The sequence below is a fragment of the Burkholderia sp. 572 genome, from assembly GCF_040545135.1.
GTDB lineage: Bacteria > Pseudomonadota > Gammaproteobacteria > Burkholderiales > Burkholderiaceae > Burkholderia > Burkholderia cepacia.
The window spans coordinates 490,567-503,280 of the sequence record NZ_JBEPLH010000003.1 but is presented as its reverse complement, the minus strand read 5'-3'; the positions used below and the strand labels follow the sequence as shown (position 1 = coordinate 503,280).

At 68.5% G+C, this 12,714-nt stretch carries 9 protein-coding genes; 3 read left to right on the top strand and 6 right to left on the bottom strand.

What is annotated here, in order from left to right; all coding sequences use genetic code 11:
- Positions 1-22: 22 nt before the first annotated feature.
- Positions 23-970, top strand: a complete 948-nt coding sequence (locus ABIC51_RS08410) for a dimethyl sulfoxide reductase anchor subunit family protein (RefSeq protein WP_226128915.1) — start codon at positions 23-25, stop codon at positions 968-970.
- Between the two features lie 26 nt (positions 971-996).
- Here the strand turns inward: ABIC51_RS08410 and ABIC51_RS08405 are convergent, their stop codons facing one another.
- The gene (locus ABIC51_RS08405) at positions 997-1,749 is read right to left on the bottom strand and encodes an IclR family transcriptional regulator (protein WP_021157633.1); all 753 of its coding nucleotides are present in this window, start codon (positions 1,747-1,749) and stop codon (positions 997-999) included.
- A 210-nt stretch (positions 1,750-1,959) separates the two neighbouring features.
- Here ABIC51_RS08405 and ABIC51_RS08400 point away from each other — a divergent pair, with 210 nt between their 5' ends.
- Both ABIC51_RS08400 and ABIC51_RS08395 read left to right on the top strand, forming a co-directional pair.
- Positions 1,960-2,949: an AAA family ATPase gene (locus tag ABIC51_RS08400; protein ID WP_027791253.1), complete on the top strand. Its 990-nt coding sequence runs from the start codon at positions 1,960-1,962 to the stop codon at positions 2,947-2,949.
- On the top strand, positions 2,946-4,667 hold the full coding sequence (locus tag ABIC51_RS08395; protein WP_334053927.1) for a cobaltochelatase CobT-related protein: 1,722 nt from the start codon (positions 2,946-2,948) through the stop codon (positions 4,665-4,667). Before ABIC51_RS08400 ends, ABIC51_RS08395 begins: the two co-directional genes overlap by 4 nt.
- Positions 4,668-4,743: 76 nt before the next feature.
- On the opposite strand, the gene ABIC51_RS08390 is transcribed toward ABIC51_RS08395, so the two are convergent.
- The 5 genes from ABIC51_RS08390 to ABIC51_RS08370 form a co-directional block, all read right to left on the bottom strand.
- Positions 4,744-5,511: a sulfite exporter TauE/SafE family protein gene (locus ABIC51_RS08390; protein ID WP_027791255.1), complete on the bottom strand. Its 768-nt coding sequence runs from the start codon at positions 5,509-5,511 to the stop codon at positions 4,744-4,746.
- On the bottom strand, positions 5,508-6,542 hold the full coding sequence (gene pta, locus ABIC51_RS08385; RefSeq protein ID WP_060357636.1) for a phosphate acetyltransferase: 1,035 nt from the start codon (positions 6,540-6,542) through the stop codon (positions 5,508-5,510). The genes ABIC51_RS08390 and pta overlap by 4 nt, the downstream gene beginning before the upstream one ends.
- Positions 6,543-6,679: 137 nt before the next feature.
- The gene (xsc, locus tag ABIC51_RS08380; RefSeq protein ID WP_175853741.1) at positions 6,680-8,497 is read right to left on the bottom strand and encodes a sulfoacetaldehyde acetyltransferase; all 1,818 of its coding nucleotides are present in this window, start codon (positions 8,495-8,497) and stop codon (positions 6,680-6,682) included.
- Between the two features lie 160 nt (positions 8,498-8,657).
- Complete coding sequence (locus ABIC51_RS08375) at positions 8,658-9,056, bottom strand: nuclear transport factor 2 family protein (protein WP_060085058.1); 399 nt, start codon at positions 9,054-9,056, stop codon at positions 8,658-8,660.
- A gap of 374 nt (positions 9,057-9,430) precedes the next feature.
- Positions 9,431-12,325, bottom strand: coding sequence for a GH92 family glycosyl hydrolase (locus tag ABIC51_RS08370; protein ID WP_226128911.1), 2,895 nt, complete (start codon positions 12,323-12,325; stop codon positions 9,431-9,433).
- Positions 12,326-12,714: the final 389 nt, after the last annotated feature.

The window sequence follows — 12,714 nt, the reverse complement described above, 5'->3', positions numbered from 1 at the left end:
TCCAGAACCAGACGGAGTTGCCATGCGTCCAGCCTTTTCGGTCGTTTTCCTCACCACGCTGTGCGGCGCCGCACAGGGTTTGCTGTTGACGCTCGTGAGCGTCGAGGCGCTCGCGCGCGTGGCCGGCGTCGACGTGGCCGCCGCGTTCTACGTGACGGGCGCCGCGCTGTCGGTCGCGCTCGGCGTGCTCGGCCTGTTCGCGTCGTTCTTCCATCTCGGCCACCCCGAACGCGCGTGGCGCGCGATCGCGATGTGGCGCACGTCGTGGCTGTCGCGCGAATGCATCGCGCTGCCGGTGTTTCTCGCGTGCGCGTTCGCGTATGGCGTGGCCCACCTGTTCGGCTGGCACGGCACGTTGCTGATCGGCGCGGCCGGCGCGCTCGCGAGCGTCGCGCTGTTCGTGTGTACCGCGATGATCTACGCGTGCCTGCGATTCCTGCAGGAATGGGCGAGCCCGTTGACGCTCGTGAACTTCGTGCTGCTCGGCTGCGCGTCGGGCTGCACGCTGGCGACGGCTTGCGCCGCCTGGCTCGCGCCGGCGCTGGTCGGCCGGCTCGCGGCGGCCGCGTGCGTGCTGACGCTCGCGGGCTGCGTCGCACGGCTCGCGTCGCTCGCGCGCAATGCGCGGCTGCGGCCGAAGTCGACCGTGCAGAGCGCGACCGGTATTCGCCACGAGAAGGTCGAACAGAAGTCGCGCGGTTTCACGGCCAGTGCGTTCAATACGCGGGAGTTCTTTCACGGGCAGGGCAACGGCGCGCTGCGTGTGGTGAAGGCCGGCTTCCTGACCGGCGCATTCGCGGTGCCGTTCGTGCTGACCGGCGCGGGCGCGCTCGCGCCGACGTCGGTCGCGGCGGCCGTCGTGCTCGGCGCGGCATTCGTGATCCAGTATGCGGGGCTGGTCGCGGAACGCTGGTTCTTCTTCGCGGATGCGCGGCATCCGCAGAACATCTACTACCAGCGCGCGTCATGACGTTGCGCGCGTGCTGCCGCGCGGCGCTAGAAGGTCGCCGCGAGCGCGCCGGCCGCTTCCTGCAGGCGCGGCACGCAGTCGAGCAGCCGCGACAGCGGCGCGCGCGACACGGGCGCATGCACGGCGACCGCGGCGATGCACGCGCCGTCGTCGCCGACGACCGGTGCCGCGATGCACGCGATGCCCGCGACGAATTCCTCGTTGTCGATCGCGACGCCCTTGTGCGCGGTGCGGTCGAGTTCGGCTTCGAGCAGTTCGGGATCGGAGATCGTATTCGGCGTGTAGCGCGGCAGCGCCAGCGCGCGCACCAGCGCGGCGCGCTCGTCGCGCGGCAGCAGCGCGAGCAGCAGCTTGCCGCTCGCGCTGCAATGCGCGGGCACGCGCGAGCCGGGCTTCAGGTCGAGGCGCAGCGGCCAGTCGGCTTCGACGCGGTCGAGATAGACGACTTCCGTGTCGTGCAGCGCGGTGAGGTTGCAGGTTTCGCCGAGATCGGCGACGAGCCGTTCGAGGATCGCATGGCGAAGCCGGCGCGCGCCCGCATGCAGCATCACGCCGGTGCCGAGCCGGGCGAGGCGCGGGCCGATCGCATACGCGTTCTTGCGGCCCGGCTCGCGGATCACGAGGCCGCCGGCTTCGAGCGACGCGAGCATCCGGTGCAGCGATGCCTTCGGGATATCGACCTCGCGCACGAGATCGGCGAGCGACACGGCATCGCCGGCCTGGACGAGATGTTCGAGCAGCGCGAAGGCGCGCAGTGTGGGCGTATCCGCGGGCAGCATGGCAGGCGTTCCGGAAACTGGACTGCGGCCATTGTACCGAACGGCCCGACAGGCCGGCCGCACGGGGCGGCGGGTGCGGCAAGCCGGCACGGATTGCCGGCGGTGGAACGAATCGTTCCGTAAACAAGGATCGACGCCCGCGCATCGGGTAGCGACACGCAAACACCGACAAACACCGACAAAGACAGGCAACGACAGGAGCGCAACGCAATGGAAGGGGTGACGAACAAGCCGGACTGCATGGTGTCGGTCCGCGAACGGTTCGGGTTCGATTCGGACCTGATGGTGCCCGCGTTCAGCGCGCGCGACGACCACGTGCCCGATATCGACGACGCATACCGTTTCAACCCGGACGTCACGCTCGCGATCCTCGCCGGCTTCGCGTGCAACCGCCGCGTGCTCGTGCAGGGGATGCACGGCACCGGCAAGTCGACGCATATCGAACAGGTCGCGGCCCGGCTGAACTGGCCGTGCGTGCGCGTGAACCTCGACGGCCACATCAGCCGGCTCGACCTCGTCGGCAAGGATGCGATCGTCGTGCGCGACGACGTGCAGGTGACCGAGTTCCAGGAAGGCATCGTGCCGTGGGCGCTGCAGCGGCCCGTCGCGCTGATCTTCGACGAATACGATGCGGGGCGGCCCGATGTGATGTTCGTGATCCAGCGGATTCTCGAACGCGACGGCAAGTTCACGCTGCTCGACCAGAACCGCGTGATCCATCCGCATCCGTCGTTCCGGCTGTTCGCGACGGCGAACACGGTCGGGCTCGGCAACCTGAACGGGCTGTATCACGGCACGCAGATGCTCAACCATGCGCAGATGGATCGCTGGAACGTGGTCGCCACGCTCGACTATCTGCCGCGCGACGAGGAGATCGGCATCGTGCGTGCGCGCGTGCCCGAACTCGCCGACGAAGCCGGCCGCCCGCTGCTCGAATCGATGGTGAGCCTCGCGGAGCTGACGCGCAACGGCTTCGCGACCGGCGATTTGTCCACGCTGATGTCGCCGCGCACGGTGATCAACTGGGCCGAGAACTGCCGGATTTTCCGCGATCCGGCGCTCGCGTTCCGGCTCACGTTCCTGAACAAGTGCGACGACGCCGAGCGGCCCGTCGTCGCCGAGTATTACCAGCGCTGCTTCGGCGAGGAACTGGCGGTTGCGTCGCGCGCCGGCGGCGGCGCGCCGGGAGCCGGGCGGTGAGCGCCGATCGCGACGCCGCACGTCGCGCGTCGGCGCGCGAAGCGTTGGGCGCGTCGACCGTGCGTGCGCTGACTCGCGATGCGGCGCTGCATTACCGTGCGGGCCGCGTATGCCGTGACCTGCGGCCGCTGCCGATCCATGCGCCGCACCTGCGCGCGCAGGCCGCCGACGACGATCTCGCGTCGTGGCGCGGCGCGGCCGACGGCGCCGCGCTGCGCATCCTGCATTCGGATGCCGACCTGCATCGCGCGTTGTCCGGCGACGATCCGGTCGAACGCGTGCTGTTCGAAATGCTCGAGCAACTGCGCTGCGAATCGCTCGCGTCACCCGTGATGCGCGGCGTCGTGCAGAACCTGCGCCATCGTTTCGAAACCTGGTCGCGCGCGTTTCACCGGTCGGGGCAGGCCGATACGCATGTCGGGATCCTCGTGTACACGGTCGCGCAGATCGCGTGGTCGCGGCTGACCGGCTGGCCGGTGCTCGAAGAAACGGAAGACCTGATCGAAGCGTCGCGCGCGGCGATCGTGCCGGAGATCGGCGTGCCGCTCGCGGGGCTCAAGCGCTGCCGGCACGATCAGCGCGCATTCGCGGAACACGCGCTGACGCTCGCGCGCCGGATTGCGGCGATGATCCGCGACGCGCGCGCGGCCGTCGTCGAAACGGCATCGGAAGACGCACGCGAGCAGGACGATGCGCTGACGAATTTCTCGCTATGGGTCGATTTCGACGACACGGGCATCGACCTGCCGGCACTCGTCGAAACGGGCGACAGCGTCGTGCTGCATGGCGGCGATGCGGTCTACCGCGCGTACACGACGCGTTACGACCGCGAACTCCGGCCGGCCGCGCAGATCCGCGCGGCACTGCTGCGCGAGTATCGCGACCGGCTCGACGGTCAGGTCGCCGCGCAGCGGATCAACGTCACGCGGCTCGCACGGGTGCTGCGCGCGGCGCTCGTCGTGCCGCAGGCCGACGGCTGGTCGTTCGGCGAGGAGCACGGCCGCCTCGACGGCCGCCGGCTCGCGCAGCTCGTCAGCTCGCCGGCCGAACGGCGGTTGTTCCGGCTCGAACGCATGCGGCCGCACGCGGACTGCGCGCTGGCGTTCCTGATCGACTGCTCGGGATCGATGAAGACGTGGATCGACGGCGTCGCGCTGATGGTCGACACGCTGGCCCGCGCCGGCGATGCCGCCGGCCTTGCCACCGAAGTGCTCGGCTTCACGACGCTCGCGTGGAACGGCGGCCGCGCGCGGCAGGACTGGCTCGCGCGCGGCAAGCCGCGCCATCCGGGCCGGCTCAACGAAACCGGCCACCTGGTGTTCAAGGACGCGGACACGCGCTGGCGGCATGCGCGCACGGGCATCGCCGCGCTGTTCAAGGCCGACCTGTTCCGCGAGGGCGTCGACGGCGAAGCGGTCGAATGGGCATGTGCACGGCTCGCGGCGCGGCCGGAAGCGCGCAAGATCCTCGTCGTGATCTCGGACGGCAGCCCGATGGACGGCGCGACGGCGCTCGCGAACGATCCGTTCTACCTCGACAATCACCTGAAGCAGGTGGTCGCGCGCCAGGAAGCGGCCGGCCGCGTCGACGTCCTCGGGCTCGGCGTCGGGCTCGATCTCGGCCCGTACTACCGGCACCGGCTCGCGATCGATCTTGCGTCGGCGCCGGACATGAAGCGGCTCGTCGAAATCGCGCACTGGATCGGTGCGCGGCGGTGAAGCGGGCACTGTGCGTGCGCATCGCAGCGCGAATGCCGCGCGCCGGAGGGTTCGATGCGGCGTGCGCCGCGCGGCACTACACGCCGCGCAGCAGCGGCGGCAGCGACGTCGCGATCAGCCCGATGCCGATCGCCATCAGCACGCCGAACGCGAGCCGGCGCAGCGCGACCGGCGACAGCGGCGGCGGATAGTGGCGCGCGGCGACCGTCGTCAGCATCACGACCGGCGTCGCGATCGCGGCCAGCAGCCAGATGTCGCGATCGATCTGGCCTTCGCATGCGCTGTACAGCACACGCGTGGCCGAGGTCGTCGTGAACAGCACGATCAGCGCGCAGCGGATCTGCACGAGCGTCAACGGCTGCCGGTAGAACTGGAAGATCAGCGGCGGCCCCGACACGCCGAACATGCCGCTCAGCAGCCCGCCGAACAGGCCGCTGACGAAGAAGCTGCGGTTGTCCGAGCGCGCCGTGAGCGGCGTCGGGCGCAGCGCCGCGCTCAGGCCGCCGTACAGCACGACCGCGCCGAGGATCAGTTGCAGCAGGTCGGCCGCCGAGCGGCTCAGGCATTCGAGCAGCAGCACGCCCGCGACCACCGACGGCAGGATGCCGAGCGTCGCCGCGCCGACCGCGCGCCAGTCGATGTGATGCAGCCGGCCGGGCAGCGCGGCCGCGCCGTTCGCGAGCGACACGACGCTCATCAGCGTGGCGACGGTGGCGAGCGGCGCGAGCCCGAAGCCGCTCGTCGCGCCCATCACGATCATCCCGAGCCCGAAGCCGGTGACGGTCTGGAAATAGCTGCCGGCGCCGATCACCGCGATCAGGATCGCCAGTTTGTCTGCCGTCATGCGGGCGCGGCCTCGCCGGTCGCGGCGCGTTGCGCGGCCGCCTGCGCCTGTACGGTGGTTGCCGCGATTACGTGATACACGTCGTCGGCGCTGCAGCCGCGCGACAGGTCGTTCGCGGGCCGGCGCAGCCCCTGCAGCAGCGGCCCGACGGCCTTCGCGCGGCCGATCCGTTCGGCGAGCTTGTAGCCGATGTTGCCGGCCTCGAGGCTCGGGAACACGAGCACGTTCGCATGGCCGCCCACCTGCGAATGCGCGATCTTGCGCTCGGCGATCTCCGCGACGATCGCCGCGTCGAGCTGCACGTCGCCGTCGATCGCGAGGGTGGGGCGCAGTTCGCGCACCTGCGCGGTCGCGGCCGTCACCTTGTCGACGGCCGCGTGATGCGCGCTGCCGCTCGTCGAGAACGACAGCATCGCGACGCGCGGTTCCTCGCCGAGCAGCGCTTGTGCGCTGTCGGCGGCGGCCATCGCGATTTCGGCGAGCTGGCCGGCATCCGGATCGACGACGAGCGCGCAGTCGGAGAAGATCAGCCCGCCCTTGATCGTGTGGAACGGTTCGCACAGCATCATCAGGAAGAAGCTCGACACGATCCGGAACGCCGGGTCCACGCCGATCAGCTGGATCGCCGCGCGCACGACGTCGGCCGTCGCATGCACGGCGCCCGCGACCGAGCCGTCCGCGTCGCCGAGCCGCACCATCAGGTTGGCGTACGTCAACGGATCGCGCACCGCGTCGCGTGCTGCGTCGGCGGTCATGCCTTTTTTGGCGCGCAGCGCGTGCAGCGCGTCGGCATACGCATCGCGTTGCGGGGCGTCGGCCGGATCGACGAGCGTCATGCCGTCGAGATCGATCGCGTCGCGCGCGGCTGCCGCGTGGATGGCCGCACGGTTGCCGACGAGCACGATGCGCGCGATGCCGTCGCGCGTCGCGCGCGCGGCGGCGTGCAGCACGCGCGGATCGTCCGCTTCGCACAGCGCGATGCGCATCGGCGCGCGGCGCGCGGATTCGAGGATGCGGTCGAGGGCTTTCATCGTTCGCTCGCTGAGGAATGGAACACGGGAAGGAAAAACGGCCGGATGCGGCGGCCCGCACGGGGCACGGCGTCCGGCCGGGTTCAGGCCGCGCGGCGATGCGCGCGGCCTGAAGCGGGTGCGTCAGCGACGCGGGCTCACACGTAGTCCTTGTACTTGTCGAGCATGCGTACCGGCTTCGACAGCGCGTCGCGGCGGAACGGATCGCCGAGTTCACGCGTGCACATGATCTCGATGATCGTGGTCTTGCCTTCGTTCATCTGCATGTCGATCGCGCGCTTGAGCGCGGGGCCGACGTCCTCGAGGCGGTCGACCGTGATCCCTTCGGCGCCCATCGCGCGCGCGATCGCCGCGAAGCTCTGGTTGTCGAGTTCTCCCGCGACGAAGCGGCGGTTGTAGAAGTCGACCTGGTTCTTCTTCTCCGCGCCCCACTGGCGGTTGTGGAACACGACGGCTGTGACCGGGATGTTGTGGCGCACGCAGGTCATCGTTTCCATCAGGCTCATGCCCCACGCGCCGTCGCCCGCATACGACACGGCCGGACGATGCGGCGCGGCGACCTTCGCGCCGATGATCGTCGGGAACGCATAACCGCAGTTGCCCCAGCTCATCGCCGCGAAGAAGCTGCGCGGCTTGTTGAAGCGCAGGTAGCTGTTCGCGACCGAGTTGATGTTGCCGATGTCGGTCGACACCATCACGTCCTCGGGCATCGCCTTCTCGAGCTCGCGCAGCACCTGGCGCGGATGCAGGTACTGGCCGCCGCTGAACGGCTTCTCGTGCTTCTGCTCCTCGATCATGTCGAGGCTGTACGCGTCGCGCTCGTGCGTCCAGTCGTCGAGTTCCTTTTCCCACGCGGCCTTTTCGGTCGCGATCTGGTCGGCGCGATCGCCGCGCGAGCCGTCGCATGCGAGCGTGCGGCCTTCGAGGCGTTGCGTGAGCGCGATGGCCGCCGCCTTCGCATCGCCGCAGATGCCCACCGAGATCTTCTTCACGAGGCCGAGCATCTTGTGGTCCGCGTCGATCTGGATGATCTTCGCGTCCTTCGGCCAGTAGTCCATCCCGTGCTGCGGCAGCGTGCCGAACGGCCCGAGACGCGAGCCGAGCGCGATCACGACGTCCGCGCGCGACAGCAGTTTCATCGCGGCCTTCGAGCCCTGGTAACCGAGCGGGCCGCACCACAGCGGATGGTTCGCCGGGAACGAGTCGTTGTGCAGGTAGCTGTTGACGACCGGTGCGCCGAGCCGTTCGGCGAGCGCCTTGCATTCCTCGATCGCATCGGCCATCACGACGCCGCCGCCCGAGATGATCACCGGGAACTTCGCCTGCGCGATCAGCGCGGCCGCATCGTCGAGGCTCTGTTCGCCGCCGGCACCGCGATCGAGCCGGCGCGGTTGCGGAATCTCGACCTTGACCTTGCCGTAGAAGTAGTCGCGCGGGATGTTCAGCTGGGTCGGGCCCATCTCGGCCTGCGCGCGGTCGAAGCAGCGCGCGGTGAATTCGGCCATCCGCGCCGGGTGCGTGACGTGGCCCTGGTACTTCGTGAATTCCTGGAACATCGGCAGCTGGTTCGCTTCCTGGAAACCGCCGAGGCCGATGCCCATCGTGCCGGCTTCCGGCGTGACGATCACGACCGGGCTGTGTGCCCAGTACGCGGCCGCGATCGCCGTCACGCAATTGCTGATGCCGGGGCCGTTCTGGCCGATCACGACGCCGTGGCGGCCCGACACGCGCGCATAACCGTCGGCCATATGGCCCGCGCCCTGTTCGTGCACGACCGGGATCAGGCGGATGCCGGCGGGCGCGAAGATGTCCATCGCGTCCATGAACGCGGAGCCCATGATGCCGAACATGTCGGTCACGCCGTTGGCCGCGAGGGTCTCGACGAAGGCTTCGGACGGCGTCATGTCCTGCGGACCGCTGACCGATGCACGCAGGGAAGTGGATTGTTCGCTCATGGGTTGTCTCCGATTGTTCAATTAACGGAACGTCTCGTTCCAGATGCTATTTGCCGGGAAAAGCCGGTCAAGTCATTCCACCTGCTGCGGGGAAATGTGGAATGAAATGAAATGATTCGTTTCAAAATGCGTGCGGGTACGGTGGCCCCGAGTGGTGCGCTCAGGCTGGCTGCTTCGGCCGTTCCTTGCGGAACGCACGCTTGACGGCGATCAGCCCGTCGCGGAATTCGAACAGGTCGCAGCCTTCGGCCTCGATGCGCCAGCCTTCGGCGTGCGTGCCGGTGAACACCCACTCGGACACGCCGCGCTCGCCGGTCACGTAGTGGCGGCCGCGGCCCCAGTGCGCGTCGGGGAAGGTCTTGAACACGGCTTCGAATGCGGCGCGCACGGCGTCGCGCCCGACGAAGCGCGTGCCGTGGATGTCGGGGCCGCCGGCCGCGTCGAATACGCAGTCCTCGGTCATGAAGCCCATCAATGCATTCGCGTCATGCCGGTTGAATGCGTCGGAAAACGCCGCGAGCATGGCGGCCGTGACGGGGGCGGTGAGCGTGTCGGACATAACGTGTCTCCTGTCGAATGGTGGGCGGTGCGCGAGGCGCTGGCGCGCATGCGGCACGCGGTATCGACACGTTAGTGAGCGCTCGTTTTTGGCGGTAGCGCCAGTTCGGGGGATTCGGTTGGGCCAGCGGCGGATGCCGGGCACGTTCGCGCGTTCACGGCGTTACCGACATGGCGGGACGCACGGCTTGAACCGGTTTCGTGCCGTCTCGCACGACGCGACGGCGAACGAGGCCGGTGAGCGTGGCGTGCACGGAAAATGGCGGACGAGGGATTCGGCCGCCATCGGGGCGGGACCCGCGACGCGGGCAAGCGGGAGGAGGCGGGGGGCACATCGTCGCGCGCGATGTGCCGCCCCCGCCGGTCATGCGGGCATCACGATGCCGTCATGCCGATACCGAACACGTGCATCTTGCCGGCGCTGACCTGCCGCGGCAGCACGATACTCGTCACCACCTTGCCGGGCGGCACCGGAATCTTCTGCGCGAAGATGTAGGTCTTGACGTTGTCCTGCTGGCCGTTGCCGGCATTGCGATAGGCCATCGTGACGGCCACCGTCGAGCGTGGGCTCGCGCTGCCGCCGTTCAGGGTCCAGTCGTCGAAGGCCAGCGTGACGGCCTGACTCGACCCGTCCGCGAAGTTCAGCTGCGCGATCCCGCTGCTCGGGCCGTTGTTGGACGAACCGAGCACCACGACGCCGGTGCCGGCCGATCCCGGCGGCAGCATCACGGTCTGTCCGACGGTCACGGTGTTGTCGAGCGAGAGCGGCCCGCCCGCCACCGTCACGGTGGCGCCGGCCACCGCGAACGGCTTGCCGGGCTGCACGCCCGCCGCGCCGAGCGCATTGACCGAGTAGCTGAACAGGCTGCCGTCGAAGTCCGCGCCCTGGCCGTCGGTATTGGTCGCACCGTCCATGCTGAAGCCACGGTTGTTGTAGCTGTCGGCCGCGTTGAGCGCCACCGGTACGCCGAACGACGGCGGCTGCGCCTGTGCGCCCCATCGGGACGGTGCGCTGCCCATCGCGAAGTGCAGCGTCGCACCATCGGCGATGTCGTCATAGGCGACCCATGCGGCAGGGTGGGCACGACCGTTGATCGACAGTGACTGCACGTAGCTCGAGGCCGGTGCGCCTGCGGCACGGATCCGCCAGGTGTGGCCGTTGCCGAGCCGCACGTCGATCTGCGGGAACTGCGGGCTGCCGATCGCCAGGCCCGCGACGCCGGGGATCTGCGGGTACAGGCCCAGCGCGCCCCACACATACCAGCCCGACACGGCGCCGAGGTCGTCGTTGCCCGGCAAGCCGTCGGGGCCGGTGCCGAACGCGCTGGCCATGATCTGCTGCACCACGCGCTGCGTGCCCGACGGTTGCGCGGCCCAGTTGTAAAGCCACGGCACCTCGAAGGTCGGCTCGTTGCCCATGTAGAAATTCGGCAGGCTCAGGCCGGCATTGAGCACCGTGAAGAACTGGTCGAGGCGCGACGTCACGGCCGTGTTGCCGCCGAGCTGCGCGAACAGGCCGGCCGCGTCGTACGGCACCATCCACGTGTACTGTTCGGCATTGCCTTCCACGTAGTTGTCGCCGCTGCCCGGCGTTTCGGGTATCCACGCACCGTTCGATTGCCGCGCCGCGATCAGCGGCGGCGTCAGCGCGGTGTTGAGCAGGTTCTGCCAGTAGGCCGAGCGGCTCAGCAGCATGCGCTGCGTGGCGGTATCGCCGAGTGCGCCGGCAAAGCGCGAGATCGCGAAGTCGCTGCTCGTGTATTCGAGCGTCGACGAAGCCTGCCCCCACTCGCCGCCGGTGATGTAGCCGCCCTGCAGGTAGCTCGCGCGGCCGCCGTTGGTGGTCACGTTGTTGCAGGCGGTGCCGGGGATGTTCGCCATCTTCACCATGTGCTGCAGCGCGGAGCGCGTATCGAAGCGCCGCGCGCCGAATGCGTAGGCGCTCGAAACGATCAGCGAACCGGCATCGCCCGGCATCACGCCGTCCTCGACGTTGTCGTTGACCCAGTGCGGAATCGCGCCGCACTGATCGGCGTCGTTGACCAGCGACTGGATCATGTCGCTGGTTTCGGACGGCGCGAGGATCGACTTGAGCTGGATCAGCGAACGGTAGATGTCCCAGCCCGAGAACGACGAATACTGCGCGTTCTGGCCTTTGGCGAGCTGGTGCACGGTATTGTCGAAGCCGATGTACTGGCCGTTCGCGTCGCTGAAGATGCTGGGCGCCCACAGCGCGTGATAGAGCGCCGTGTAGAACTTCTTCTTCGCGTCCAGCGTCCCGCCTGCCACGCGGATCGCGTTGAGGCGCTCGTTCCAGATTCTGTCTGCCTGCGTGCGCACGCCTTCGAAGTCCCAGCCGCGATTTTCCGCGTCGAGGTTGGCCTTTGCATTGGCGGCGCTGACGTACGAAATGCCGATCTTCATCCTGACCGCCTGGCCGGGACGGAAGCCGAGCTGCGCCACGCCGTGCGAGATCGACGCCGACGTGAACGCCTGGTCGAACGCGGCATAGAAGTAGACGGGTACCGGCACCGAGTTGCCGCAGAAGCCGCCGCCGATCGTGCTGCCCGAGATGGCGCTGTCGGAAACCTGCGTAATCGCGCCGGTGGTCGAGGTCTTCGTATTGGTGCGCGTCGCGTCGAGTACCAGCAGCGCGGGTTTGCCGGCCGGGTAGGTGAACCTGCCGAAGCCGGTGCGCAGGGTGGCGGTCAGTTCCACCTTGATCTGAGAATCGAGCACGACCGAGTAGTAGCCGGGCCGGGCCGTTTCATTCGCATGACTGAAGGTCGGAACGAGCTGGGCCGCGTCGGTGGTCGGCATGACCGGGAATTCGCCGTTGTTGCCGCTGCAGCCGGCGCCCGGCATGTGCGTGACGCTGAAACCCTGGATCGAATGGAGGTCGTAGTAATAGCCGGCCGGCGAGTTCGGTTCCTTGCTGTCGTTCGGCGCCGGCGTGGTGTTGGTGTCGGGCGCCCATTGCACCATGCCCGACGGCAGCCCGGCGGCCGGCACGACGCTGCCGGCCTGTCCCGCCGGCACCGGGTTCGGCGAATTGCTCGCGAGCGTGCCGATCAGCGGGTCGACATACTGCGTCAACGACAGGCTGCGGTTGTCGTCGAGGTTGGTCGTGTCGGCCGCACCGGCCGACGATTCCGCCGGGTGTGCGGCCAGTATCGACGCCGCCGTTCCGTCGCTGCCGTCACCGCCTCCGCACCCGCTCAATGCGCACGCCGCGACCAGCAACGCCGCGAGCGTCGTGAATCGACTCATGATCGTCCCCTCCAGTCGGAGATGCCTTTTTGCCTTGACGATCCCGACGATCGAATCCCGGGATCGCTGTGGGTTGTTGCTGTCGTGTTGCGTCGTAACACTAGGATTCGTATGAATTCGCTGTCAATCCGAATAACGGATTTGTAATGTTTTTATTAGATTTACTAAACGAGTGGAAACGATGCGCGGGCGGCGCGGTATCGGCGGGGGCAACGGATTCAGCGAGCGCGTGGCGAATGCAGGGTTCTACGACTAGGCGAGAAACAACGTGCCGATCGGGGGCGGTGCACGTTGCGTGCGCACGTGAAAGCGACCGTTGCATGAAAGGCAGCCTGCATGACCGGCAGCACAACCCGATCGATCGTTACGATCGGCACCTGCGCGCATCG